At 70.0% G+C, this 26,655-nt stretch carries 20 protein-coding genes; 12 read left to right on the top strand and 8 right to left on the bottom strand.

Translation table 11 applies throughout. The annotated features are described in order from the left end of the window. Positions 1-43: 43 nt before the first annotated feature. Positions 44-769: a ZIP family metal transporter gene (locus IAI53_RS05830; protein WP_222948171.1), complete on the bottom strand. Its 726-nt coding sequence runs from the start codon at positions 767-769 to the stop codon at positions 44-46. A 164-nt stretch (positions 770-933) separates the two neighbouring features. Between IAI53_RS05830 and IAI53_RS05825 the strand changes: the two genes are divergently transcribed. Beyond that, the gene (locus IAI53_RS05825) at positions 934-1,179 is read left to right on the top strand and encodes a hypothetical protein (RefSeq protein WP_187717181.1); all 246 of its coding nucleotides are present in this window, start codon (positions 934-936) and stop codon (positions 1,177-1,179) included. 40 nt (positions 1,180-1,219) lie between these two features. Here IAI53_RS05825 and IAI53_RS05820 read toward each other — a convergent pair whose 3' ends face one another. Further along, positions 1,220-1,609 carry a DUF488 domain-containing protein gene (locus tag IAI53_RS05820; protein WP_187717180.1) on the bottom strand — a complete coding sequence of 130 codons (390 nt, stop codon included), beginning with the start codon at positions 1,607-1,609 and terminating at the stop codon, positions 1,220-1,222. 117 nt (positions 1,610-1,726) lie between these two features. On the opposite strand from IAI53_RS05820, the gene IAI53_RS05815 reads away from it, so the two are divergent. After that, positions 1,727-3,718: a peptidase U32 family protein gene (locus tag IAI53_RS05815; RefSeq protein WP_187717179.1), complete on the top strand. Its 1,992-nt coding sequence runs from the start codon at positions 1,727-1,729 to the stop codon at positions 3,716-3,718. A gap of 38 nt (positions 3,719-3,756) precedes the next feature. Beyond that, on the top strand, positions 3,757-4,455 hold the full coding sequence (locus IAI53_RS05810) for a hypothetical protein (protein ID WP_187717178.1): 699 nt from the start codon (positions 3,757-3,759) through the stop codon (positions 4,453-4,455). Here IAI53_RS05810 and IAI53_RS05805 read toward each other — a convergent pair. Continuing rightward, the gene (locus IAI53_RS05805) at positions 4,449-4,670 is read right to left on the bottom strand and encodes a SlyX family protein (protein ID WP_187717177.1); all 222 of its coding nucleotides are present in this window, start codon (positions 4,668-4,670) and stop codon (positions 4,449-4,451) included. The two genes, IAI53_RS05810 and IAI53_RS05805, sit on opposite strands and share 7 nt — an antisense overlap. Beyond that, complete coding sequence (gene ylqF, locus IAI53_RS05800; protein WP_187717176.1) at positions 4,663-5,580, bottom strand: ribosome biogenesis GTPase YlqF; 918 nt, start codon at positions 5,578-5,580, stop codon at positions 4,663-4,665. The genes IAI53_RS05805 and ylqF overlap by 8 nt, the downstream gene beginning before the upstream one ends. 170 nt (positions 5,581-5,750) lie before the next feature. Between ylqF and IAI53_RS05795 the strand changes: the two genes are divergently transcribed. The 4 genes from IAI53_RS05795 (at position 5,751) to moaA (ending at position 10,485) form a co-directional block, all read left to right on the top strand. Then, complete coding sequence (locus tag IAI53_RS05795; RefSeq protein WP_187717175.1) at positions 5,751-6,830, top strand: 3-deoxy-7-phosphoheptulonate synthase; 1,080 nt, start codon at positions 5,751-5,753, stop codon at positions 6,828-6,830. Next, positions 6,827-7,657, top strand: a complete 831-nt coding sequence (serB, locus tag IAI53_RS05790) for a phosphoserine phosphatase SerB (RefSeq protein WP_187717174.1) — start codon at positions 6,827-6,829, stop codon at positions 7,655-7,657. The genes IAI53_RS05795 and serB overlap by 4 nt, the downstream gene beginning before the upstream one ends. A 3-nt stretch (positions 7,658-7,660) precedes the next feature. Then, complete coding sequence (locus IAI53_RS05785) at positions 7,661-9,298, top strand: hypothetical protein (protein WP_187717173.1); 1,638 nt, start codon at positions 7,661-7,663, stop codon at positions 9,296-9,298. Positions 9,299-9,408: 110 nt separating this feature from the next. Then, positions 9,409-10,485: a GTP 3',8-cyclase MoaA gene (gene moaA / locus IAI53_RS05780; RefSeq protein WP_187717172.1), complete on the top strand. Its 1,077-nt coding sequence runs from the start codon at positions 9,409-9,411 to the stop codon at positions 10,483-10,485. Here the strand turns inward: moaA and IAI53_RS05775 are convergent. Beyond that, complete coding sequence (locus IAI53_RS05775; protein ID WP_432813914.1) at positions 10,470-11,783, bottom strand: DNA recombination protein RmuC; 1,314 nt, start codon at positions 11,781-11,783, stop codon at positions 10,470-10,472. The two genes, moaA and IAI53_RS05775, sit on opposite strands and share 16 nt — an antisense overlap. A gap of 88 nt (positions 11,784-11,871) precedes the next feature. Here IAI53_RS05775 and IAI53_RS05770 point away from each other — a divergent pair, with 88 nt between their 5' ends. Continuing rightward, positions 11,872-13,152 (top strand): EAL domain-containing protein, encoded by a 1,281-nt coding sequence (locus tag IAI53_RS05770; protein WP_187717171.1) that lies wholly within the window; start codon positions 11,872-11,874, stop codon positions 13,150-13,152. Positions 13,153-13,203: 51 nt separating this feature from the next. Here IAI53_RS05770 and IAI53_RS05765 read toward each other — a convergent pair whose 3' ends face one another. Next, complete coding sequence (locus IAI53_RS05765) at positions 13,204-14,211, bottom strand: amino acid ABC transporter substrate-binding protein (RefSeq protein WP_187717170.1); 1,008 nt, start codon at positions 14,209-14,211, stop codon at positions 13,204-13,206. A 136-nt stretch (positions 14,212-14,347) separates the two neighbouring features. Between IAI53_RS05765 and IAI53_RS05760 the strand changes: the two genes are divergently transcribed. Further along, entirely contained in the window at positions 14,348-15,745 is a 1,398-nt protein-coding gene (locus IAI53_RS05760; RefSeq protein ID WP_187717169.1) for a GGDEF domain-containing protein, read from the top strand. A 133-nt stretch (positions 15,746-15,878) separates the two neighbouring features. On the opposite strand, the gene IAI53_RS05755 is transcribed toward IAI53_RS05760, so the two are convergent. Both IAI53_RS05755 and IAI53_RS05750 read right to left on the bottom strand, forming a co-directional pair. Further along, complete coding sequence (locus tag IAI53_RS05755) at positions 15,879-18,368, bottom strand: ABC transporter permease (protein WP_187717168.1); 2,490 nt, start codon at positions 18,366-18,368, stop codon at positions 15,879-15,881. A gap of 16 nt (positions 18,369-18,384) precedes the next feature. Next, positions 18,385-19,560 carry a M20 aminoacylase family protein gene (locus IAI53_RS05750; protein ID WP_187717167.1) on the bottom strand — a complete coding sequence of 392 codons (1,176 nt, stop codon included), beginning with the start codon at positions 19,558-19,560 and terminating at the stop codon, positions 18,385-18,387. Between the two features lie 221 nt (positions 19,561-19,781). Here IAI53_RS05750 and IAI53_RS05745 point away from each other — a divergent pair, with 221 nt between their 5' ends. The 3 genes from IAI53_RS05745 (at position 19,782) to IAI53_RS05735 (ending at position 26,652) form a co-directional block, all read left to right on the top strand. Then, a complete protein-coding gene (locus IAI53_RS05745; protein WP_187717166.1) occupies positions 19,782-23,132 on the top strand; it encodes a transglutaminase family protein in 3,351 nt (1,116 codons plus the stop codon). A gap of 77 nt (positions 23,133-23,209) precedes the next feature. Continuing rightward, positions 23,210-25,693 (top strand): circularly permuted type 2 ATP-grasp protein, encoded by a 2,484-nt coding sequence (locus IAI53_RS05740; RefSeq protein ID WP_187717165.1) that lies wholly within the window; start codon positions 23,210-23,212, stop codon positions 25,691-25,693. After that, on the top strand, positions 25,690-26,652 hold the full coding sequence (locus IAI53_RS05735; protein ID WP_187717164.1) for a transglutaminase family protein: 963 nt from the start codon (positions 25,690-25,692) through the stop codon (positions 26,650-26,652). The genes IAI53_RS05740 and IAI53_RS05735 overlap by 4 nt, the downstream gene beginning before the upstream one ends. Positions 26,653-26,655: the final 3 nt, after the last annotated feature.

Raw genomic sequence — 26,655 nt, 5'->3', positions numbered from 1 at the left:
GCGCTTGATGCAGGTCAAGCCTGCCCCGGCGGGCGCAGCACGCTCAGCCGGGATGGCCGACCAGCATCGACCCGAACAGCGCCAGACAGAAGCCGCACACCGCGCCGAGCGGCGGCGCCCAGTGGCGGTTCAGGCGCGACTGGGGGGCGATGTCCTGGAAAATCAGGTAGAGCACGCCGCCCGAGGCGAAGAGCATGATGCCGCCGAGCACCGCGGCGTGGGCCGAGAGGAAGTAGTAGCCTGCCAGCCCGGCCAGCGGCCCGATCGGCACCAGCAGGCTCATGTAGCCCAGGGTGCGGCGCGGACTGCGTCCATTGAGGGCGGACAGCTCGCGATAGGCGTTGAAGCCCTCGGGCAGGTTCTGCAGCGCAATCAACGCCGCAAGCAGGGGCGCGACCGGCGAATCCAGCGCCACCAGCCCGCCGAGCGCGATGGCCTCCGGCACGTAGTCCAATACCGTGCCCATGAGTTGCGGCGACTCCCGCCGCCGCAGCCCGAGCGCGCGCTCGATGGCAAAGAACACCAGTCCGCCGGCCAGCACCAGCGGAATCGCCAGCATCGAGCCGTCCATGCTGTCCAGCCCGGCCGGCACCAGCACCACCGCCACCGCGCCGATCAGGATGCCGCCGCCGACCGCGATCAGGAAATGACGGAACTCGCGTTCCAGCCAGCGCGGGCGGATGCGCTCGAAGCTCGCCAGCAGGCCGCCGAGCGGTATGCAGGCGCCCGCCGCGGCCGTCAGCACGATGATCATCGCCACTTCGTTCACACGCTTTCTCCCCTGGCCCGGCCGGGTGCCCGGGCTTGCCGAAAATCGACCTGCAGCGCCCCTTGCCGGGGTCTAGGATGGAAGAGCTTCCCGCAGTCCCCTCACACCCGTCCGGCCAGCCGCCGAGCATGGCACGGGCGCCTCATCCATTGAAGGAGTCCGCCATGCCTTCCTGGACCGATTTCTTCCTCACCGGCGCCTTCGTGCTGCCGGCCATGGTCACCCTGCTCTACACCGGCCCGTCCGCCGGCATCATGGCCTTCTGCCTGTCGGCGATGTCCCTGGTCGCGGCCCTGCTGACCAAGGTCATGCACGACGAGAACGAAGCCGAATCGGCCGACACCTGGAAGGAGCGCGAGCGCCGCGCTGAACACTACTCCCTGTTCGGGCGCGACGAGGACGAGCGGTAGTCCGCGGGGGCGGCCTGGACAGCGGCTGCGTCCGATACGCCTACGCCTCGACCGCCGCTCCGCGCTCCGCCAGCAGCGCGCGCAGGATGGAGCGATGGCAGTGGTCCTCGTCCGCACAGTAGCAGCCGACCGAGAAATTGGTCCGGTGCGACATGGCTGCGAGCAGGTCGAGATCGTGCGATGGCAGCGGCGCAGACATCTCCGCGCGGTACTTGCGGGCGAAGGCGGCCCACTGCGCAGGCGTTTCCGCCGCCTGGGCCATCTTCATCGTGTCCACGCTGGGCGCGAGATTGGGAAACCACAGGTCGTACCAGTCCTGCCTGGCGAACTCGGTCTTGGGCACGCCGCGCGGCGGGCGGCGCACCGTGCCGAGGCGTAGTCCTTCATCTGCCGCCCGGGGGCTGCCCAGGCGCACCACGCGGATGACCATCGGCCTTCTCCTCCTGCCTTGTCGCGCACAGCGCAAGGATACGCCGCTCGCGCCGCGGGCGGCACCGCAGGCGGGCGAACCGGTATCATTGCGCCCTGCCTTCACCCGCCCCTTGCCATGACGCCGCCGCAGCCCCGCTTTCCCGACACCCAGCTCGAACTGCTCGCCCCCGCCCGCAACGTCGACATCGGCATCGAGGCGGTCAATCACGGCGCAGATGCGGTGTATATCGGCGGCCCGGCCTTCGGCGCGCGCGCCGGCGCCGGCAACGAGCTGGCCGACATCGAGCGCCTGGTGCGCCACGCCCACCGCTTCGACGCGCGCATCTTCGCCACGCTGAACACCATCCTGCGCGACGACGAGCTGGACGACGCCCGGCGCACCGCCTGGGCGCTCTACGACATGGGCGTGGACGCGCTGATCGTGCAGGACATGGGCCTGCTCGAGCTGGACCTGCCGCCCATCCAGCTGCATGCCAGCACGCAGACCGACATCCGCACGCCGGAAAAGGCCCGCTTCCTGCAGGACGTCGGCTTCTCGCAGATCGTGCTGGCGCGCGAACTCACCCTGGAACAGATCCGTGCCATCCGCGCGGCCACCGACCCGGCGCGCTGCGTGATCGAGTTCTTCATCCACGGCGCGCTGTGCGTGGCCTACAGCGGCCAGTGCTACATCAGCCACGCCCACACCGGGCGCAGCGCCAACCGCGGCGACTGTTCGCAGGCCTGCCGCCTGCCCTACAACGTCACCGACCAGTCCGGCCGCATCGTCGCCCACCAGCAGCACGTGCTGTCGATGAAGGACAACGACCAGTCGGCCAACCTCGCCGCGCTGGTCGATGCCGGCGTGCGCAGCTTCAAGATCGAGGGGCGCTACAAGGACATGGGCTATGTGAAGAACATCACCGCCCACTACCGCCTGCTGCTCGACGAAGTTCTCGACGCCCGCCCCGATCTGGCGCGCGCTTCCAGCGGACGCTGCAGCTACGGCTTCACCCCCGACCCGCAGCGCAATTACAACCGCGGCGCCACCGACTACTTCGTCAATGGCCGCAAGGCGGACATCGGCGCCTTCGACGCACCCACCTGGGCCGGCCTGCCGCTGGGCCACGTGCTGGCCACGGCGCGCGACAGCTTCGAGCTGGAGAGCGAGGCGCAGCTGGCCAACGGCGACGGCCTCACCTACTTCGACCTGCAGCGCAACCTGGTGGGTTTTCGCGCCAACAAGGTCGAGCGCCTGGCGCAAGCCGCTTCCGAACCGCGGCTGGCGCTCTGGCGCGTGTGGCCGGCCGACGGCATGGCGCGCCTCAAGGACCTGCGCGCCGGCACCGAGATCTCGCGCAACACCGACATGGCCTGGGACCGCCTGCTGGAGAAGAAATCCGCCGAGCGCCGCATCGGCCTGTGGATGAGCTTGCGCGAATGCGCCGACGGGCTGTCGCTCACCGTGCAGGACGAGGATGACTACTGCGCCAGCGCCACCCTGGCGCAGCCCTTCGAGCCCGCCAAGGACCCGGCCCGTGCCGAAGCCGCGCTGCGCGAACAACTCGCCAAGCTGGGCAACACCATCTTCTCCGCGGAACGGATCGACATCGCTCTCGCCCGCGCCTGGTTCCTGCCCGCTGCGGCGGTAAACGCCTTGCGCCGCGAGGCCGTCGAGCGGATTGAGGCCGCCCGCGCCGCGGCCTGGCAGCGCCTGCCGCGTGCCGCCGCGGTGGAGCCGCCGGTGCCTTACCCGGAAGACAGCCTCAGCTATCTGGCCAACGTCTTCAACCACAAGGCGCGCGACTTCTACGCCCGCCACGGCGTGAAGGTGATCGAAGCGGCCTACGAGAGCCACGAGGAGCTGGGCGAAGCCAGCCTGATGATCACCAAGCACTGCGTGCGCTACAGCCTGAGCCTGTGTCCCAAGCAGACCGCCGGGGTCACCGGGGTGGCCGGCACCATCCGCGCCGAGCCGCTGGTGCTGGTCAACGGCAGCGAACGCCTCACCCTGCGCTTCGACTGCAAGCCCTGCGAGATGCATGTGGTCGGGCGTATCAAGAAGAACGTGCTCAAGCAGGCAGAAGCCACGCCGCTGCAGTTCTACCGCACCCGCCCGGGCGCCTGAGCGCCCACCAACGATTCCCCACGGAGCCCCGCCCCCGGATGAAACCGATTCCGCTAATCCTCGTCGCCGTCGCCATCGTCATCATCGCGCCCTTCATCTACATGCCCTTCGTCGAGACCCGCGACCCGCAACTCGGCGACCTGCCCTGGCAGATCGAGGTGGCCGACGACGGTACCGCGCGGGCGCTGGGCTTCACGCTGGGTGCGAACACCCTGGGCGATGCGCGGGCGCGCTACGGCGAGGAACTGGAGATCGCCATCGTCACCCCCAAGGACGGCAAGAGTTCGCTGGAAGGCTACAACGGCAGCACCAAGGCCGGTTTCATCACCGGCCGCCTGGTGGTCACCGCCGACCTGCCGGCGCAGCTGATCGCCGCCATGCGCGAGCGCGCGGTGAAGACCGAGTTCATGGAGAGCACCACCCGCAAGGCCACCCTGCACCCGGAGGACCTGCCCGCCGCGCTGGCGGCGCCGATCGCCGCGCTGGGCTTCATCCCCACTGCCAACCTGGATGCGCCCACCATCCTGGAGCGCTTCGGCGAACCGGCCGAGCGCTTCAAGGGTGCCGGCCAGCAGGAACACTTCCTCTACCCGGCGCTCGGCCTGGGCATCACCCTGGACCCCGACGGCAAGGAGTTGCTGCAGTACGTGGCGCCGCGCGATTTCGAGCGCCTGCGCGCCCCGCTGCTGGCAACACGGCAGGACGCCGCGGCAGGGGAAGCGCCGCCGGCTCAGTAGTGAGGCGGAATTTCGTCGCGCAGGCTGGTCGGCTGGCCGGGCGTGGCGACGTTGCGCATTTGTTCGCCCAGATGCAGCAACTGCTTCTGCAGACGTTCGATCTCGCGCTGCTGGCGGAAGACCGTCATGTTGAGGGTTTCGAGCAGATCCTCGGCAAAGGCGAGCTTGCTCTCCAGTTCGACCAGACGGGCGTCGACGGCATCCGGTTCACTCATCTGCGTCCTCCTCGCGGGCCTGTTCATCGGGGGCGGCGGCAGGCGCCTGCCGCGCGGCGGCGAGCATCTGCGCACGCGTGTCCGGCGTCTCCAGGCTGATCCGCCCGATCGCCCCGGCACGGAAGTCGGTCAGCAGCAGGCCGGCGGCCTTCTCCAGGTCCAGTCCGCCGCCCTTGATCAGGCAGCCGCGCCGGCGTGCCACCTCTTCCACCACCGCGTGGCCGTCGGCGGGCTGGGTCTTGAACTTGTAGCGCGCGGCGAGTTCGCCCGGGTAGCGCGCCAGCAGGATGTCTCCGAGAAAGGCTGCGACCTGCTCGTCGATCACCGCGTTGCGGCCGATCGCATGGCAGGCGGCGAGCATGAAGCCGTCGGAGTCGTGGGCGATCTTCGGCCACATCATCCCTGGCGTGTCGGTCACCGTCATGTGGCCGCCGAGGTCGAAGGTCTGCTGCGACTTGGTCACCGCCGGCTCGTCGCCCACCTTGGCCACCCGGCGGTTGAGCAGCGCGTTCATCAGCGTGGATTTGCCGACGTTGGGGATGCCCATGATCATCAGGCGCAGCTGCTTGGTGCCGTCGTTGCGGTGCGGCGCCAGCGCCTGCGCGAGCTTCGGGATACGGGCGACGTCGCCCGGCTTCTTGCAGGAGAGCGCCACCGCCTTCACCCCGGGCTGACGCTCGTAGTGGGCCAGCCAGGCACGGGTCGCCTCAGGGTCGGCGAGGTCGGTCTTGTTGAGGATCTTCAGGCAGGGGCGCTGACGGAACTCGCGCAGCTCGCGGATCATCGGGTTGCAGCTGGCCTCGGGGATGCGGGCGTCGAGCACCTCGATCACCAGATCGGTACGCGCCATGGTCTCGGCGGCCTTCTTGCGCGCCGAGGTCATGTGACCGGGGAACCATTGGATGGACATGTGCAGCCTGGGGGAAATCCGTCTTCGGGGGCGCATTATCGCAGCAATGCGCGGTCGCGGCGCAGCCTGCCCGGCGGTTGCGGCGGCGCAGCGCAGCATCCATGGGCGACTGCGTCGCGCAAGGCGTTCGGGTTACAATCCGCCTTCTTTGCTGCACCGCGGAGCGTGCCATGTCTGTCGCCCAGACCGAAAACCTCAACATCGTCGCCGTCGACCACATGCCGTCGCCGGAAGAGATCAAGGCCCGCGTGCCGCTCACCGAGCGTGCCGCCGCCAGCGTGCTGGCCGGACGCCGCGCGCTCGCCGACATCCTCGACCGCAAGGACAAGCGCCTGTTCGTGGTGGTCGGCCCCTGCTCCATCCACGACCCCGTCGCCGGCCTGGACTACGCCCGCCGGCTGAAGAAGCTCGCCGACGAGGTCGCCGACACCATGGTGCTGGTGATGCGGGTGTATTTCGAGAAGCCGCGCACCGCCACCGGCTGGAAGGGCTTCATCAACGATCCCTACATGGACGACTCCTTCCGCATCGACGAGGGCATGGAGAAGGCGCGCCGCTTCCTGATGGACGTGTGCGAGATCGGCCTGCCCACCGCCACCGAGGCACTGGACCCGATCGCTCCGCAGTACTACGGCGACCTGATCAGCTGGACCGCCATCGGCGCGCGCACCTCCGAATCGCAGACCCACCGCGAGATGTCCTCCGGCCTGTCCACCCCGGTGGGTTTCAAGAACGCCACCGACGGCGACCTGGACGTGGCGATCAACGCCATCATCTCGGCCTCGCGTCCGCACAGCTTCCTGGGCATCAGCGGCAAGGGCCAGTCGGCCATCCTGCGCACCCGCGGCAACCGCCTGGGCCACGTGGTGCTGCGCGGCGGCGGCGGCCGCCCCAACTACGACACCGTGTCGATCTCGCTTGCCGAACAGGCGCTGGCCAAGGCCAAGCTGCCGGTGAACATCGTGGTGGACTGCTCGCACGCCAACTCGTGGAAGAAGGCCGAATTCCAGCCCCTGGTGATGAAGGACGTGATCCACCAGATCCGCGAGGGCAACCGCTCGGTGGTCGGCCTGATGATCGAGAGCTTCATCGAGGCCGGCAACCAGTCGATTCCGGCCGATCTCTCGCAGCTCAAGTACGGCTGTTCGGTTACCGACGCCTGCGTCGGCTGGGATACCACCGACGAGATGATCCGCAACGCCGCCGGGGTGCTGCGCGAAGCGCTGGCCAACCGGGGTGTGCCTGCATGAACCTGGTCGTACAGGGTCCGGAGGTCGACTCCAACGTCCTGAAGACGCTCGCCTGCCTGACCGGCGCGAGCAGCATCGTGCAGATCACGCCCACCGCCTTCCGCCTGGTCGATGCCCAGGCCCACGGCGAGGTCGCGGCGGTCTGCGCGCGCGCCGCGCTTGATTTCGCCTGGACACCCAAGGGGCGGCGCCTGGGCGATTTCGGCCTCTTCGTCACCGACATGGACTCGACCCTGATCGACATCGAGTGCATCGACGAGATCGCCGACCTCCAGGGCCTCAAGCACGAGGTCGCGGAGATCACCGAGGCGGCGATGCGTGGCGAGATCGATTTCCGCGAATCGCTCACCCGCCGCGTCAGCCTGCTCGCCGGCCTGCGGGTCGAGGCCCTGGCCGAGGTGTATGAAGAACGCCTGGCGCTCAACCCCGGCGCCGAGCGCCTGCTGCGCGGGCTCAAGCAGGCCGGCATCTACACCGTGCTGGTGTCCGGCGGCTTCACCTATTTCACCGAACGCCTCAAGCAGCGCCTGGGCTTCGACGAAGCCTGGGCGAACGAACTGGAAGTGAGCGACGGCCGCCTGACCGGGCGGGTCACCGGCCCGGTGATCGACGCCGCAGCCAAGGCCGCCCACCTGGTGCGCGCCCGCGAGACGCGCGGACTGCGCGCCGAACAGACCATCGCCGCGGGCGACGGTGCGAACGACATTCCCATGCTGCGCGAAGCCGGCTTCGGCGTGGCCTTCCGCGCCAAGCCGGTGCTGCGCGAAGTGGCCGACTGCTGCCTGGACCACAGCGGCCTGGACGGCATCCTCAACGTCCTGGACTGAGAGATGAGCGCCCCGTCCGGCGGACTGGCCTTCTGGCGCGACCTGCTCGCGCAGGTCCAGCTGCCGGTACTGGGCGACGAGGCCGGGCGCGCTGCGCTGCTGCAACCGGCCCTGTCCCTGCAGCAACTCGGCCGCCTGCTGCTCGCCGAACCCCCGCTGGCGCTCGACACCATTCTCATGGCGGCCCGTCTGCCCCGCCTGCAGGGCGAGGTCCAGGGCCTGCAGCACGCGCTCAGCGTGCTCGGCATCGACCGCGTCCAGCAACTCGCCCGCACCCGCATGAACCGCCTGTTCAGCGACGAACGGCCGGCCCATCGGGGCGCATTGCAGGCGATGTCCACCAGCCGCCTCGCGGCTGCCCTGGTCGAGCACTGGGACCGCGCCAACCCCGGCGGCAGCGGCGAGTACCTGCAGTGGGTGGCGATGATCCTCGGACTCGCGCGCTGGAAGCTGCCGCTGGCCGCGCCGGAAGTGCATCTGCAGATCGAACGCCGCGCCCGCGCCGGCGAGCATCGCGCCTGCGTGGAACGCGAACTGCTCGGCTGCGACACCAACGCGCTCAACGGCGCGCTGCTGGCAGCCGCCGGACTCAGCACGGACCCGCTGCTGACCGAGGCCATGACCCCGGACCCGCGGCTGCTGGCCGAGGCCGCCCACCACGCGTGGACCGGCAGCATCGCACCGGCCCTGCCCACCGACCTCTCCCGCCGGCTGCGCTCGCGCACCATGCTCGCCGTGCTCGCCCATCTGCTCGCCTGGAGCGCCTGCGACGGCTGGTACAGCCGGCGCACCCTGGCCCTGATGCGCGCGGCGTCCGCCCTGCTGCACCAGCCGCTCGACCGGGTGATCGCCGACGCGCACCAGGTGGCGGTGCGCGCCAGTCGCGCCCCCGTGCTGGGCGGGCGTGTGTTCACCCCGGCCCAGCAGCTGTTCTGGCCGCCGGCGGTCCGCCACACGCCTGCCGCCTTGCGGGTCGCTGCCGCACGCCGGGCCGGTCCGTCGCACGAACCGGCTGCTCCGGCACGGGCGGCGGCAGCACGCCCACCGGACGTCGACCTGTTCAGCGACCTGACTCCCGCCGCGCCCGCACGACGCGCGGAAGCGCCCGCGGCCGACCCGGCCATCGTGGACGCCTTCGTGCGCGACTGCCGCGCGGGCGCCCACCGCGACCTGCGCAGCTTCATGGCGGCCCTGGTGCGCACGCTGGAGCAAGGCATCGGCCTGCGCCGCTGCCTGCTGATGCTCAAGGCCTCGAACGCCGACCGCCTGGTGTGCTGTTTCGCCCACGGTTTCGATCCTGCGCCGCCAGCACGCAGCCTGGCAGGGTCTTCGGCCGACGACAATCTGCTGGCCCGTCTCTACCAGCGCCCCGGCAGCGCCCTGCATGTCGCCGCCGCCCGCGTGCCGGTGGCGCGCCGGCAGCTTCCGCCGGCCCTCGCCCCGCTGGCACCCACAGGCGGTTTCCTGGTGGGCAGCCTGCAGGCGGCGGAGCGCCCGCTCGGGGTGATGTGGGCCGATCGCGGCAACGGATCGGACGCACCCGCCGAGCACCATTACGCGCAGTTCCGCCACATGATCCGCCATCTCGGCGACGAGTTCCGCCGGCTGGCCGGCGTCTCCTCCGGCGCACGCCGTGGCTGAACGCCCGGCAGCTTGCCTTGCCGGGGCCGCGTGCCGATAATCGGGGCAGGCCGCAGGCGCCGCGGCCCACTCTTCGATAAACCGCGCCACTTTCCCCACATCGTCCGCAGATGAAGGTCATCCCCATCCAGCAGGCGGGCCTCGAGTCCGCCCCCGCCGCGGGCCCGCTGCCGCCGCCCGGCGCTGCGCTGAGCGACCGCCGCGGGCGCCAGGTGCACGACCTGCGCATCTCGGTGACCGACCGCTGCAACTTCCGCTGCATCTATTGCATGCCGCGCGAAGTGTTCGACAAGGACTACCCCTTCCTGCCCCGCCGCGACCTGCTCAGCTTCGAGGAGATCGTCCGCGTGGCGCGCCTGTTCGTCGCCCGCGGGGTGAAAAAGATCCGCATCACCGGCGGCGAGCCGCTGCTGCGCAAGAACATCGAGCGCCTGGTCGGCATGCTGGCCGAACTCGACGGCGTCGAGCTCACCCTGACCACCAACGGCGTGCTGCTGCCCAAGCTCGCCCGCCCGCTGGCCGACGCCGGCCTGCACCGGGTGACGATCAGCCTCGATTCGCTGGACGACGCCACCTTCCGGCGCATGAACGACGCCGACTTCCCGGTCGAGCGCGTGCTCGAAGGCATTGCCGCCGCGCAGGCCGCGGGGCTAGCGCCGATCAAGGTGAACACCGTCATCAAGCGCGGCACCAACGATCACGGCATCGTCGAACTCGCCCGCCACTTCCGCGGCAGCGGCCACATCCTGCGCTTCATCGAGTTCATGGACGTGGGCGCCTCGAACGGCTGGAAGATGGACGAGGTGCTGCCCTCGCGCGAAGTGGTCGAGCGCATCAACCAGGTCTTTCCACTGGAGCCGGTCGACCCCAACTACGAGGGCGAGGTGGCCGAGCGCTGGCGCTACACGGACGGCGCGGGCGAGATCGGCGTGATCTCCTCGGTGACCCAGGCCTTCTGTTCCACCTGCACCCGCATCCGCCTGTCCACCGAAGGCAAGCTCTACACCTGTCTGTTCGCCCAGCAGGGCCACGACCTGCGCAGCCTGCTGCGCAGCGGTGCCGACGACGCCACGCTGGACGCGGCCATCGCCCGCATGTGGGCCGCGCGCGAGGACCGATACTCGGAGATCCGCACCGCCAACACCGCGGCCCTGCGCAAGATCGAAATGTCCTACATCGGCGGCTGAACCGCCGGCACCGCGGGCTCTTTTTCCGCCTCGTCGAGCTCATCCAGCCGTGCGGACTCGATCTTCTGGAAGTGCGCGGTGATCTTGCGGCTGGACACCTGCACCTCCTGCACGTCGCGCCCGGCCTGCTCGATGTGGCGCGCCAGCGCGTTCATGCGCTCGTCGAAGCGGTGGAAGTCCTTGGCCAGCTTGGCCAGCGCGTCCTTGATGACGTGGATCTGCTTGCGCGTCTCGACGTCCTTCAAGACCGCGCGCGCGGTGTTGAGCACCGCCATCAGCGTGGTCGGCGAGACGATCCACACCCTGCGCGCCTGCGCATGGGCCACCACCTCCGGGTGGTAGGCGTGCAGTTCGGCGAACACCGCTTCCGCGGGCAGGAACATCACCGCGCCGTCCGAGGTGACGCCCGGAATGATGTACTTGTCGGCGATCGCGTCGACGTGGCGTTTTACGTCGGCGCGGAAGGCGCCCTGCGCCGCGCGCCGGTCGGCCTCGGCGAGCGATGAGTCGAACATGCGGTGGTAGTTCTCCAGCGGGAACTTGGCATCCACCGCCACCAGCCCGGTGGGCGCGGGCAGGCGCAGCACGCAGTCGGCGCGGGTGCCGTTGGGCAGCGTGGCCTGGAACTCGCGCGCCTCGGCCGGCAGCGCGTTGCGCACCAGCGCTTCCAGCTGCACCTCGCCGAAGGCGCCGCGTGCCTTCTTGTCGCCGAGCAGCTCCTGCAGGCTGACCACGTTGGTGGTCAGCCCGTCGATCTTCTTCTGTGCCTCGTCTATGGTCGCCAAGCGCGCCATCACGTTGGCGAAGGTTTCGTTGGTCTTGCGGAAGCCTTCGTCCAGGCGCTGGTTCACATGCCCGCTGATCGCCTCCAGGCGTTCGTTGACGCTGCGGGTGAGCGACTCGATGCTGCCCGCCAGTTGCAGGGAGGCGCGCTGCAGGCCGCCTTCCAGCAGTTCGCGGTCGGCGCGGGCGTGCTCGGAGAGCGTCTTCAGGGTGTGGCCGAGCAGTTCGCCGCGCAGGCGTTCCTGCGCATTGACCATCAGCCCGGACTGCTCCGCCAGGCGCAGGGCGATCTCCTCGCGCTGGCGGGCGAAGCCTTCGTGCAGGTCGAGCTGCTGGCGGCGCAGGGCCTCGCGCTGCTGCTCGTCGCGCTGCGCCTCGATGCGCTCGCCCAGGGTTTCGGCCAGCTCGCGGCCCAGCCGGTTCAACCTCACGGCCTGCCACACCAGCCCCGCGCAGAGCGCCGCAAGGATCAGTGCGGGTAGAAGGATCGCCGGCGGCGGCAATTGCTCGAACACGACATTCTCCTGACACAGATCATGCGGGATTATATCGATTGGGGTATCTTTCGCTGCTCTGCAACATGAAGTGCGCAAGACCTTGAGCATGATGCCCGTCCACAGTCCCGAGTTCCGGCCACGCAGCGACGCCCTCCTCGATTTCGGCGCGCTGCAGCGCCTGACCAGCCGCCGCGACGGACGGCTGACGGTCGACTGGGCGGGGCATCGGCTGTGCAGCCACCTGCAGCCTATCGTCAGCTTCAGCCACCGCCGCGTGGTGGGGCACGAAGGCCTGGTGCGCGCCACCGACGCCGCAGGAGAAGCGGTGCCGCCCCTGACGCTGCTGCGCCAGGCCGACACCGCGGCGGAACTGATCGACCTGGACCGCAGCTGCCGCTACCTGCACATCGGCCAGGCTGCGGCCTTCGGCGCCGGCGGCTATCTGTTCCTCAACATGCACCCGCTGGCCTTCGCCAGCATGCACTCGACCGACTGCGCGAGCTTCATGCGCGAAACCGCCGCCGCGTTCGATCTGCCGCCCGAGCGGCTGGTCATCGAGATCACCGAGGACGTGCTGACCGACGATTCCTCCTTCGAGTCCAGCGTGCTCTACCTGCGCGATCTCGGCTGCCGCATCGCGCTGGACGATTTCGGCGCGGGGCACTCCAACTTCGACCGCGTCTGGCGGCTGAAGCCGGAGATCGTCAAGCTCGACCGCGACTTCGCGGTGCGCGCGGCCATCGACGAGAGCGCCCGCCGCCTGCTGCCGCAGATCGTCGAGCTGTTGCACGAAGCCGGATCGCTGGTACTGCTCGAAGGCATCGAGACCGCCGAACAGGCGCGCATCGCCATGGCGGCCGACGTGGACTTCGCCCAGGGCTATTTCTTCGGCCGCCCCAGCGGCGAGACGCCCGATCCGGCGCCGTCGGTCGCCGCCATCGACGCGGTGTGGACCGACTACGACACCTCGCAGGCCGACGACACCCGGCGCTACCGCGAGCGCATCAGTGACTACGTGAATGCCATCGGCCACGCCGCCTCCCTGCTGGCGGACCGCCGCAGCGCGGACGAGGCGCTGCGGCTCTTTCTCGGCCAGCCCGGCGCGCTGCGCTGCTACATGCTGGACGAACAGGGCTTCCAGATCAGCCGCAACATTCCGGCGCACGGCGAGCGCCTGGCCGAAGGCATCACCCCGGAGAGCGACGCCGCGCGTTCGCGCTGGTCGCGCCGCCCCTACTTCCGCCGCGCCATGGAGACCCCGGGGCGCGTCTGCGTGACCCGCCCCTACCTGTGCATCTCCAGCGCCGTGTTGTGCGTCACCGTGTCGATCTGCTTCCAGGCCGGCGGCCAGCGCCGCGTGCTGTGCGGCGACGTGGCCTGGGCCTGAACCCAGGGCCGGAGTTCCCGAACAGGCGGTAGCAGCAACAGCCGCCAGCGCTCAGCGCAAAGGCGGCGGAAAGAACAGACCGCCGTCGCGCCACAGCGCATTCGGCCCACGCTCCAGACCCAGCGCGCTCTCCCTGCCGACGCTGCGGGCAAAGATCTCCGCGTAGTTGCCGACCTGGGCGATCACGTTGCGCGCCCAGTCGCTCCCCAGGCCGAGCGCCGCGCCGGAAGTCGGGTCGCGGCCGGCCAGCATGCGCACCTCGCCCGAGGCGGTGTGTTCGTCCACCTTGCCGACGCTGCCCGAATCGATCCCGTAGACCTCGGCGATCAGCGTGGCGTTGATCACCCACCGCACGATGCCGAACCAGCGCTCGTCGCCCGCGCGCACATAGGGGCCCAGCGGTTCGCGGGAGAAGGTCTCGTCGAGGATCTGCCAGCGCGCCGGATCGGGTGTGCGGGTGGCCCGCACCGCGGCCAGTTCGGCGCGATCGCCGCTGATCAGTTCGCAGTCGCGGCGCAGGAAGCGTTGCAGGCGCATCTCGGTGCTGGGCGACTCGACCAGTTGCAGCGCCAGCCCGCGCACCCGCGACACGTCCGCCAGGTTGGCAGCGGACGTCGTACCGCTTTGCACGCACACGCGCTTGCCGGCCGCATCCGTCAGGCTGCGCAGCGGCGTATCGGTCCACGCCATCAGGGCTTGTCCGTCGTGGAACACCGGGGCCACGAAACGCACCCCGAGGGCGGCGTCGCGGGTCAGCGTCCAGGTGGCCATGCCGAAAGCGATATCCACCTCGTCGCCCACCAGCGCCTGGAACTTGTTCGCCGTGCTGATGCGCTCGATGCGGACGGCCTGCGCATCGCCCAGCACCGCAGCGGCCACTGCGCGACAGAAGGCCACATCCACGCCGGCCGGCTGCCCCTCGCGATCCAGCCCGCCAAAGCCCGGCGTGCCATCCACCGCGCAGCGCACCGCACCGCGCTCGCGCACCGCGGCCAGCGTGTCGTCGGCGGCCATGCCGCCGGCAGGCACGGCGGTCCCCAGAACCAGCGCCAGTCTCAAGCAAAACCGAAGCATCCCCATGCCTGCCTCCACAGTGTTCTCGGGCACAGCCGGCCCCGGCCGCAGTCCCCTTCGCCACGCCGCAGCCGCGGCCAATCTCATCCGATGGATTTGAAACTACGCCAAATGGTATAGCATGAAAGGCATCGCGCTCCATCTGCTGCCCTGGATCATGCCACCCGAACGCCCTCCTGCCGTTTCCGCCCGCTCGGTGAGGAGCAGCTTTCTGCGTTTCTCGGCGGTGATGTCGGCCGTCCTGCTTTGCGCCATCGGCGCCCCGCTCGTGGTCCAGTTCCAGATCCAGCGCAGCGCGGTCGGGCTGGAAGAAGTGGCCTTGCCGAACTGGCACGCCGCCCTTCAGCTGGAAGCGGACAGCAGGGCGCTCAGCGTGCATGTGGCCCGCCTGCCGCTTGCCATGACCCAGGCCGAGGCGCGAACCGTTCATGACATGGTATCCGGCGGCCTGGCACTCATCGAGGACACGCTGGGGTCCGGGCCCGGGAAACTGAACGACGCGTTGACCAGTACCCTGAACGAGATACGCCACACCGCCGAACTGGCCTTCGCGGCCACCGAGCGGCGCATCGAGGTGGCGAGGGATGTCGATCAAGGGCTGCTACCGGCCGACCGCCTGCTGGAAGCCCGGCGCAGTGAGCGCGACCTTGCCCGCCGGCTGGACGATCTGGGGCTCACGCTGGCGAGTCACGCCGCCATCGCCACCCACGACAGTGAAAACGCCTTCAGTGCCCAGCGCGAACAACTCGCGCAGCAGCGCTGGCTTCAGGGCGCGCTGCTCATTGGCGCCGGGCTGCTGGTAGGCGTGCTGATGTTCGCCCAGTACCGCCTGGTCGACCGGCGCCTGCTGCGGCGCATCGCACGACTGCGCGACGGCATGATGAGCGGCACGGTGGAGGCGCAGCGACTGCGCTCGGGCAGCCCCCGTGACGAGCTCGACCAGATGACCGCCGAACTCGGCGCGCTGCTGGACCGTTTGTCGGACCAGAACCTGGAACTGCAACGCCTGGCGGCGAGCGATCCGCTCACCGGCCTCGCCAACCGCCGCACGCTGATGGACCGCCTGCGCTTCGAGCTGGAGCGCGCCTTCCGCTACCGCCGCCCGCTGTCCCTGCTGATGATCGACATCGATCATTTCAAGAGCATCAACGACAACTGGGGGCATGCGACTGGCGATCAGGTGCTCGCCCGCATTGCCGGCGCACTGGGCAGCGAGACGCGCCACAGCGACCTGCTGGCCCGCCACGGCGGCGAGGAGTTCGTGCTCTTGCTGCCGGAAACCGACCAGGACGCCGCAGCGGAAACTGCCGAACTGCTGCGCGCCCGCGTCGCCGGCTTGCAGATCGATGTGGGCGGCGCGCCGCTGCAGGTCACCATCTCGGTGGGCTGCGCAAGCCTGCGCCCGGGCGACCGCATGGACGACCTGGTCGAGCGTGCCGACCTGGCCATGTATGCCGCCAAGCGCAAGGGGCGCAATCGCGTCGAATGCGCCCCCTCCTCACTCAGCCTAACCGACTGAGCATCCTGTCGCAGGATACCCCCGCAAGACCGCTCCATGTAGGAGCGGCCTTGGCCGCGATACCCCCGTCAGAAGACCGGCCACCGTAGTCGCACAGCCAGGACCGCCCCTGCCAGCGCAGCCGCCTGCCGCCCTAGCCCAGTGCGCGCAGACTGGCCAGCGGCGGACGGCCCAGCAGCCGGCGCACGCCCACCCAGCCCCCGGCCAGCACGCCCAGCGCGCCGAGCGCGGCGCCCGCGCTCACCGGCAGCACGCCCGGCACGTAATCCATGCGGAAGACCTGGTCGGCCAGCACCCAGCCAATGGCGCTGGCGCCGATGCCGGCCAGCACGCCGGCCACCGCCCCGAGCGCGAGGAACTCCGCCATCAGCGCGTGACGCACCTGATTGTTGCGCGCACCCAGGGTACGCAGCATCGCCAGCTCGTACTCGCGCTCGTCGTGGGTCGCCTGCAGCGCGGCGAACAGCACCACCAGGCCGGCCGCGAGCGAGAAGCCGAAGACGAACTGCACCACCACGATCAGCTTGTCCATCATCGCCTGCACCTGCGCCAGCACCGCAGCGATGTCGATCACCGACAGGTTGGGGAACTGGTTGACCAGGGTGGTGGTGAAGCCGTGCTGCTCGGGCGGCAGGTGGAAGCTGGTGATCAGGCTGGCCGAATGCTCGTCCAGCAGGCCGGGCGAGGCGATGAAGAAGAAGTTCACCCGCATCGAATCCCATTCCAGGCGGCGGACGCTGGTGATCGGCGCCTCGACCTGCTGGCCGGCGACCTCGAAGGCCACCACGTCGCCCAGCTTCAGCGAGAAGGTCTTTGCCAGCCCCTCTTCCACCGACAACTGTGGCGAGCCGGCATCGCCATGCCAGGCACCGGCGGACACCATGTTGCCCGGCGGCAGCTGTGTGCCGTAGGACAGGTTGAACTCGCGCTCGGCCAGCCGCCGCGTGCGGTTGTCCTCGTACTGCGTCGGGTCGACCGCTTCGCCGTTGATCGCGGTCATGCGCCCGCGGATCATCGGCTTCAGTTCCGGCTCGGGCAGTCCCGCGGCGCGGAAGGCGGCACGCATTCCGTCCTGCTGGTCGGGCTGGATGTTGATGACGAAGCGGTTGGGCGCATCCGGCGGGGCTGTCTGCCGCCAGGTCTGCAGCAGGTCGGCGCGGATCAGGGTGAGCAGCAGCAAGGCGGTAAGGCCGATGCCCAGCGCGGTGGCCTGGATCACGCTGCCGCCCATGCGCCGCGAGAGCGCCGCCAGCCCGTAGCGCCAGCCACCCGCCGGCCCGCCTGCACGCAGACGGGCGGCCAGGCCGAGCACCACGCGCGCAGCCAGGGCGAACACGCCCAACGCCACCGCGAAGCCGCCGGCCACCATCAGGCCCAGGCGCAGTTCGGCGGCGATCCAGAACACGATGGCCAGCAGGGCAGCGGCACCGGCCGCCCAGGCCAGGCCGGTGACCGGCTCCACCCCGCCCAGTTCGCGGCGCAGCACGCGCAGCGTGGGCACCGCGCCCAGGCGCAGCAGTTGCGGCAATGCGAAGCCGACCAGCAGCACCAGTCCGACGGCCAGCCCGTGCGCCAGCGGCATCAGCGAGGGCGCGGGCAGCGAAGTGGCGACCACCTCGGCCAGCGCCCCGGCCAGGGCGAACTGGGTGAGCCAGCCGAGCGCGCAGCCGGCCAGCGCCGCCACCAGGCCGAAGAGCAGAAACTCGCCGACGAACAGGCGCAGCACCTGGCCGTGCCCCGCACCCAGGCAGCGCATCACCGCGCAGCCATCGAGGTGGCGGGCCATGAAACGGCGCGAGGACAAGCCCACCGCCACCGCAGCAAGAATGACCGCCAATAGCGCCGCGAGACGCAGGAAGCGCTGCGCCTGGTCGAGCGCGGCACGCACCTCGGGGCGGGCATTGTCGATGCTCTCCAGGCGCTCGCCGCGTCCGAGGTTGTCCTTGACCCAGGCTTCGTAGGCAGCCACGTCCTGCGGGCTGCCGGCCACATGCAGGCGCCAGGTGGCGCGGCTGCCTTCGACCAGCAGGCCGGTCGCCGGCAGGTCCGCGGTGTTGAAGATGGCGCGCGGCAGCAGGCTGAAGAAGTTCGCCCCGCGGTCGGATTCGAAGGTGACCATGCCGCCGACTCGGAACTCCACCAGGCCCAGGCCTACGGTGTCGCCGAGCTTCACGCCCAGTTCGGCGAACAGGCGCTCGTCCAGCCACAGCTCGCCGGGTGCAGGCACGCGGCCGGCTTCCGCGTCCGCCTGGTTGGGGCCAGGGGCGATGCGCACCGCGCCGCGCAAGGGGTAGCCCTCGTCCACCGCCTTCACGCCGGTCAGCACGGCACGCTCCGCGGTGCTGGCCATGCTGGTGAACAGCACCGTGCCGGCGGTCGCAAGCCCGCGCTCGCGGGCGGCGTCCACGAAATTCTCCGACCACGGGTGATCCGCGCGCAGCAGCAGGTCGCCGCCGAGCAGCTGGTTGGCCTCGCGGTCCAGGCCGCGGCCCACGCGGTCGGCCAGGAAACCGACGCTGGTCAGGCTGGCCACGGCGATCAGGATCGCCAGGCCGAGCAGGTGCAGTTCGCCGGCGCGCAGGTCGCGCAGCATCATGCGGAAGGCGAGTTTCAGGGTCTTCATGGTCGGGCGCGCCGGATCAGGTCTTCAGCGGTCCCAGGATGCGGCGCACGAGTTCCACCCAGTAGGCCACGCCGGGGACGATGATCTCGTCGTTGAAGTCGTAGTTGGGGTTGTGCAGGGTGCAGCCGCCCTCGCCCGGGCCGTTGCCGATCCACACGTAGGCGCCGGGTTTCTTCTGCAGGAAATAGGCGAAGTCTTCCGCCCCCATGCTCGGCCGCGCATCGGTGCGCACCGCGTCCGCGCCGACCAGCGAGCGCGCCACCTCGGCGCACAACTCGGCCTCGGCAGCGGTGTTGATGGTCGGCGGGTAGCCGCGCCGGTAGCGGAAGTCCACCTTAACGCCGAAGGCTGCGGCGATGCCCTCGCAGAGTTCGCCCAGGCGCTGCTCGATGCGCGCCTGCACGGTTTCGGAAAAGGCCCGCACCGTGCCGGAGAGCTGCGCGCGGTCGGGAATGACGTTATAGGCCTCGCCGGCATGGAACTGGGTGACCGACACCACCGCCGCGTCGATCGGGTCCAGGGTGCGCGAGACGATGGTCTGCACCGCCTGCACCAGCGCCGCGCCGGCCGCCACCGGGTCGCAGCCCAGATGCGGCATGGCGGCGTGCGCGCCGTGGCCGAGGATCTCGATGTCGAAGCGGTCGGCGCTGGCCATCACCGGGCCGGTATGCACGGCGAAATGGCCGGCGGGCATGCCCGGCCAGTTGTGCATGCCGAACACCGACTCCATCGGGAAACGTTCGAGCAGGCCGTCGTCGATCATCGCCTTGCCGCCGCCCTCGCCTTCTTCCGCGGGCTGGAAGATCAGGTACACCGTGCCTTCGAAATCGCGCCGTGCGGCCAGCACTTCGGCCGCCCCCAGCAGCATGGTGGTGTGGCCGTCGTGGCCGCAGGCGTGCATGCAGCCTTCGTGACGCGACTTGTGGGCGAACTCGTTGCGCTCGGCCATCGGCAGGGCGTCCATGTCGGCACGCAGGCCGATGGCGCGCAGGCCGCGCCCGCCGCGCACCACACCTACCACGCCGGTGCGGCCGATGCCGCGATGGACCTCGATGCCCAGCGCCTCCAGGTGGCGGGCCACCAACTCGGCGGTGCGGTGCTCCTCGAAGGCGAGTTCCGGGTGCGCGTGGATGTCGCGGCGGATGGCGGTCAGCTTCTGATGGCTGTCTTTCGTGATGTCGATGACGCTCATTGCTTCACCAAGGGTTCATTGTTCTCTGTTGAATGGTCTATTACACCACGGCGGCCGCCGGCCCGGCAGACGGGAATGGTGCGCTGCATCCCGGGCGATGCACGAGGACGGTGCATCCTGCCCGCGCCGCATCAGCAAGCACGCCGCACAGGGCCGCTCAGCGCCATATGGCGCGGGAATTGCTGCATGCCGTGCAACCGCTTCCGTCGAGGACAACCGAGATGTCTATCCATGTGGCCCTGCACCACCTGACCCGCTACCGTTACGACCGGCCGATCAATCTCGGCCCGCAGACCATCCGCCTGCGTCCCGCGCCGCACAGCCGCACGCGCATCCTGTCGTACTCGCTGAAGGTGCAGCCGGTCGAGCACTTCATCAACTGGCAGCAGGACCCGCAGTCCAACTACCTTGCGCGCCTGGTGTTCCCGGAGAAGACCACGCATTTCGACATCGAGGTGGATCTGGTGGCCGAGATGGCGGTCATCAATCCCTTCGACTTCTTCCTCGAGCCCTACGCCGAGCACATCCCCTTCAAGTACGAGGACTGGCAGCGCGAGGAACTGGCGCCCTACTTCAAGACGCTGCCACTGACCCCGAAGTTCAAGGCCTACCTCGACGCGGTGCCGCGCGAGAAGAAGCAGAGCGTGAACTTTCTGGTGGATCTGAACCGCGAGCTCTACGAACACATCGACTACCTGATCCGCCTGGAACCGGGGGTGCAGACGCCGGAAGAAACGCTGGAGAAGCGCTCCGGCTCGTGCCGCGACTCGGCCTGGCTGCTGGTGCAGCTCGCCCGCCACCTGGGGCTGGCCGCACGCTTCGTCTCCGGCTACCTGATCCAGCTCACCCCGGATGTGAAGTCGCTCGACGGCCCCTCCGGCCCCGAGGCCGACTTCACCGACCTGCACGCCTGGTGCGAGGTCTATCTGCCGGGTGCGGGCTGGATAGGCCTGGACCCCACCTCCGGCCTGTTCGCCGGGGAAGGACACATTCCGCTGTCGTGCACCCCGGAGCCGGGCTCGGCGGCGCCGGTCACCGGCCTGCTCGACGAGTGCGAGGTCGAATTCGAGCACCACATGGCGGTGACCCGCATCTGGGAAGCGCCGCGGGTCACCAAACCGTACACCGAAGAGCAATGGGGCGCGATCGAAGGTCTGGGCCACGCCATCGACGCCGAGCTCGCCGCCGGCGACGTGCGCCTCACCCAGGGCGGCGAGCCGACCTTCGTCTCGGTGGACGACCCGGACGGCGCCGAATGGAACACCGCGGCGATGGGGCCGGACAAGAAGCGCATGTCGGCCGAACTCTTCCACCGCCTGCGGCAGAAATACGCGCCCAAGGGGCTGGTGCACTTCGGCCAGGGCAAGTGGTACCCGGGCGAGCAGTTGCCGCGCTGGTCGCTGAACTGTTACTGGCGCAAGGACGGTGGGCCGATCTGGGACGATCCGCTGCTGATCGCCGACGAGCACCTGCCGGGCGAGGCGGACGAACAGACCGCCGGGCGCTTCCTGCGCGCGCTGGCCGAACGCCTCGGGCTCGATCCGCAGTACGCCTTCCCGGCCTATGAGGACGCCTTCTACTACCTGTGGCGCGAACGCCGCCTGCCCACCAACGTCGATCCCTTCGACGCCCGCCTCGACGACCCGCTGGAGCGCGAGCGCCTGGCGCGGGTGTTCAGCCGCGGGCTGGACCGCGTCACCGGCCACGTGCTGCCGGTGATGCGCGACCCGGCCAGCGGACGCTGGCAAACCGGCCGGTGGTTCCTGCGCAGCGAGCGCTGCTACCTGATCCCGGGCGATTCGCCCCTGGGCTACCGCCTGCCGCTCGACTCCCAGCCCTGGGTGGCGGAAGGCGACTACCCGTGGATCCAGCAGCCCGACCCCTTCGACCACTACCCGCCACTCGCCCCCCATGCGGCCCTGCGCCGCCAGTACGGCCCCGGCGAACTTGGCGCTGAAGGCCTGCACCCCCCCGCCGGCAGCACACGGCGCGGCACCGTCGCACCCGCGCCGTCCGACCGCGCCCCGCAGGCCGGCGAATCCGCCGCCTGGATCACCCGTACCGCGATGTGCGCCGAGGCGCGCGCAGGCATCCTGTACATCTTCATGCCGCCGGTCGCCACGCTGGAAGACTACCTGGAGATCGTCGCCGCGGTCGAAGCCGCCGCCGCCGAGCTCGACCAACCGGTGCTGCTGGAAGGCTATGAGCCGCCCAACGATCCGCGCCTGGAGAAGTTCCGCATCACCCCCGACCCCGGCGTGGTCGAGGTGAACATCCATCCGGCGGCCAGCTGGGACCAGCTGGTCGAACAGACCACCCACCTCTACGAAGCGGCCCACCATTCGCGCCTGACCACCGAGAAGTTCATGCTCGACGGCCGCCATATCGGCACCGGCGGCGGCAACCACTTCGTGCTCGGCGGCGCCACGCCGGCCGACTCGCCCTTCCTGCGCCGCCCCGACCTGCTCAGGAGCCTGGTCGCCTACTGGCACAACCATCCCTCGCTGTCCTACCTGTTCTCGGGCATGTTCATCGGCCCCACCTCGCAGGCGCCGCGCATCGACGAGGCGCGCAACGACTCGGTGTACGAGATCGAACTGGCCTTCCGCGAGATGGACCGCGTCTGCGCCCAGGGGCCCGACGGCTGCCCGCCATGGATGGTCGACCGCCTGCTGCGCAACCTGCTGATCGACGTCACCGGCAACACCCACCGCGCGGAGTTCTGCATCGACAAGCTGTACTCGCCCGACGGCCCCGCCGGCCGCCACGGCCTGCTGGAGATGCGCGCTTTCGAGATGCCGCCGCACGCGCGCATGAGCCTCACCCAGCAACTGCTGCTGCGCGCCCTCATCGCCCGCTTCTGGAAAGCCCCCTACACCCCGCCGCGGCTGGTGCGCTGGGGCACCGAACTGCACGACCGCTTCCTGCTGCCGCACTTCGTCTGGCAGGACTTCCGCGACGTCATCGACGAGTTGCAGGCCGAGGGTTACCCGATGCAGGCCGAATGGTTCGCCCCGCACCTGGAGTTCCGCTTCCCCAAATACGGCGACTTCGCGGTCAAGGGCATGAGCCTGGAGCTGCGCGCCGCGCTCGAACCCTGGCATGTGATGGGCGAGGAAGGCGCCACCGGCGGCACCGTGCGCTACGTGGATTCCTCGGTCGAGCGCCTGCAGGTCAAGCTCTGCGGTGCCGCGCCGGAGCGCTACCGCGTCACCTGCAACGGCGAGAGCGTGCCGCTGGTGCCCACCGGCACCGTGGGCGAATTCGTCGCCGGGGTGCGCTACCGCGCCTGGCAGCCGGCCTCCTGCCTGCATCCGACCATAGGCACCCACGGGCCGCTGGTGTTCGACATCGTCGACACCTGGAACCACCGCAGCCTGGGCGGCTGCCAGTACCATGTGGCGCACCCGGGCGGGCGCAACTTCGACACCTTCCCGGTCAACGCCTTCGAGGCGGAAAGCCGCCGGCTGGCGCGTTTCTTCCGCATGGGGCATACCCCGGGACGGCTGGAAGCCGGGAATCCCCGCATCGATGCGGAATTTCCGTTCACGCTAGACTTGCGCGGGCGCTGACGCCACCCAGGGCGGCGCCTTGTGCCGGCGCCGCTCCCTTCACCCCCTTGCTCACATACTCCCAAGAAACCGCCTCCATGCCCGCTGGCCTGATCGACAGCTACCCCTTCGCCGCCGACCGCTACGACGAGATGCTCGCTGCGCCCGGCAAGCCGCGCGCGCACTGGCAGGCCTTCGCCGACCGGCTGACCGGCTTCCCCGACGAGGCGATGAGCCGTCGCGCGGATTTCGTGCGCGGCGCCATCGAAGCCGACGGCGTCACCTACAACGTGTATACCGACCCCAAGGGCACCAAGCGGCCCTGGGAGCTGGACATGCTGCCGCTGATCGTCGGCGCCGGCGAATGGGAACAGCTCGGCGCCGCGGTGACCCAGCGTGCCCGCCTGCTCAATGCCATCCTGGCCGACCTCTACGGCCCGCGCCAGCTGCTCACCGAAGGCCTGCTGCCGCCGGCGCTGGTGTTCGGCCAGCACGGCTACAAGTGGCCCTGTCTGGGCGTGCGGCCGCCGGCCGGCATCTGGCTGCACAGCTACGCGGTGGATCTCGCCCGCGCACCCGACGGCCAGTGGTGGGCGATCGCCGACCGCACCCAGGGCCCGTCCGGTGCCGGCTACGCGCTGCAGAACCGCATCATCGTCTCGCGCACCTTCCCGGACGCCTTCCGCGAGATGCAGGTGCAGCCGCTGGCCGGCTTCTTCCGCAGCATCCAGGACAGCCTGGCCCGCCTGGCCCCCACCGATGGCGAAGCGCCGCTGAGCGTGCTGCTGACCCCCGGCCCCTACAACGAGACCTACTTCGAGCACGCCTTCCTGGCCCGCTACCTCGGCTTTCCGCTGGTCGAGGGGCAGGACCTCACCGTGCGCGACGACACCGTCTATCTCAAGACCCTGCGCGGCCTGCGCCGGGTGCACGCCATCCTGCGCCGCCTGGACGACGACTTCTGCGACCCGCTGGAACTACGTGCCGACTCCGCGCTGGGCATCCCCGGGCTGATGGGCGCCATCCGCGCCGGGCGCGTGTTGATGGCCAACCAGGTCGGCAGCGGCTTCCTCGAATCGGCCGCGGTGCTCGGCTTCCTGCCGCCGATCTGCGAGCGCCTGCTCGGCGAACCGCTGATGATGCCGTCGGTGGCCAGCTGGTGGTGCGGTGAGGAGCCGGCGCTGGAGTACGTGCTGGAACACCTGGACGAACTGGTGATCAAGCCGGCCTACGCCTCCATGCGCATGGATGCCGTGTTCGGCCACGAGCTCAAGGGCGACTCGCGCCGCCGCATGATCGAGCGCATCGTTGCCCAGCCGCATGCCTATGTCGGCCAGGAGTGGGTGCGCCTTGCCCAGGCGCCGGTGTGGAACCGCAAGCTGATGCCGCGCTCGGTGGGCATGCGGGTGTTCGCCGCGGCCACCCCGGACGGCTACACCGTCATGCCCGGCGCGCTCGGCCGGGTGGCGCCGCGCGCCGGCATGGAGGTCATCTCCATGCAGCGCGGCGGCCTGTCCAAGGACACCTGGGTGCGCGCCGACGGCCCGGTGGTGCGCACCAGCCTGCTCAAGCGCCGCCTGGGCGTGATCGACCTGGTGTGCGGCGGAGCCGACGTACCCTCGCGGGTGGGCGAAAACCTGTTCTGGATGGGCCGCTACGCCGAGCGCTGCGAGGCCAGCGCCCGCCTGCTGCGCACCGCGCTGGCCCGCGTGTCCAGCTCCGACCCGGAAACCGAACTGCGCCTGTCCGGCCTGCTGGCCGCCGCGCGGCGGACCGGCGTGCTGCCGGAGCCCGATGCGGATGCCACCGACAGCCACTCGCTGGAACAGGACCTGCTCGCCGCCCTCACCGACGCCGATCAGCCCGGCTCGGTCGCTGCCAACCTGCGCGCGCTGGCCTATTCCGCCGGGCACGTGAAGGAGCGCCTGTCCTCGGACAACTGGCATGCGCTCAACCACCTGGAGCAGCTGCTCTCGCGCCCGGTGAACACGGTGGACCAGGCCTTGTCGGCCATCGACCAGGTGATGCTCTCGTGCATCTCGCTGGCCGGCTTCGCGATGGACGACATGACCCGCGACGAAGGCTGGCGCTTTCTCATCCTCGGCCGCCGCATCGAGCGCCTGGCCGGCCTGAGCGCGCTGATCTCGGTGCCGATGGAGCCGCATGTGCGCGAGCGCGAGCGCATGTTCGAGTGGCTGCTGGAAGCGGCCAACTCCATCGTCACCTACCGCGCGCGCTATCGCCGGGTACCGGAACTGCTGCCCCTGGTGCACCTGCTGGTGTTCGACACCACCAACCCGCACTCGGTGGGCTTCCAGGTGGACGCGCTGCAGCGCTACCTCGGCCGCACCGCGCGCGAACTCGGCCATCCCTATCCTTCGCTGATGATCGACCCGCTGGCCCGCCGCCTGGCGGACTTCGACCTCACCCGCTTCGAGGCGGACGACTGCGACCTCGCGGTGCGCACCCTGCGCACCCTGCTGGCCGAAGCCGAGGACGCCGCCGGGCATCTCTCGGAGGACGTCCACCGCCGCTTCTTCACCCACACCGTGCGCCCGATGCACTTGCGGAGGGTGGCATGAGCGCCGCGCTGCAGACCGCGGTGCGCTACCACGTGCGCCACGACACCCGTTACCGCTACGACCAGCCGGTGGGCGAATCCCGCCAGTTGCTGCGGCTGAGCCCGCGCGAGCTGCCCTGGCAGCACGTCTGCGCCCATCGCCTGGACATCTCCCCGGAGCCGGCCCGCCGCCAGCGCTTCGTCGACGGCATGGGCAACACCGTGGAGACCCTGCACTTCGAGCGCGATCACGACACCCTGTTCATCCGCGCCGAGAGCTGGGTGGAACTGGCTCCGCGCGAGCTGCCCGCGCTGGCCGACTCCCCGGCCTGGGAGGCGGTGCGCGACGCGCTCGCCTACCGCGCCGGGCGTACGCTGGACGCGGAACAGCTGGAGGCCTGCGGCTACCTGTTCGAGTCGCGCCATGTGCGCGTCAAGCGCGAGTTCGCCGACTACGCCGCCCAGGACTTCCCGCCCGGCACCCCGCTGCTGGTCGGCGCCCGGCACCTGATGCAGCGCATCTTCGACGAGTTCACCTTCGATCCCGAGGCCACCGACATCTCCACCCCGGTCACCGAGGTGTTCGAGAACCGCCGCGGGGTGTGCCAGGACTTTGCCCACTTCATGCTCTCCTGCCTGCGCTCGCTGGGCCTGCCGGCGCGCTATGTGAGCGGCTACCTGCTCACCCGCCCGCCCCCGGGCAAGCCGCGGCTGGTCGGTGCGGACGCCACCCACGCGTGGATCTCGGTGCATTGCCCCGGGCACGGCTGGGTGGATTTCGACCCCACCAACGCGCTGATGCCCGAACTGGAGCACATCACCATCGGCTGGGGCGGCGACTTCGCCGACGTGTCGCCGATGCGCGGGGTCATTCTCGGCGGCGGCGAGCACGAGCCGGAGATCGCGGTCACCGTGGTGCCCGAGGACGAGTTCCAGACCCTCTACGGCGCCGCGGAGCTACCTGGCCTCGGTATGGCCTGAACC

The sequence above is a fragment of the Thauera sedimentorum genome (assembly GCF_014489115.1).
In the GTDB taxonomy this organism is placed as follows: Bacteria; Pseudomonadota; Gammaproteobacteria; order Burkholderiales; family Rhodocyclaceae; genus Pseudothauera; species Pseudothauera sedimentorum.
The sequence above is the reverse complement of the archived record's forward strand: the minus strand, read 5'-3'. Positions and strand labels throughout refer to the sequence as shown.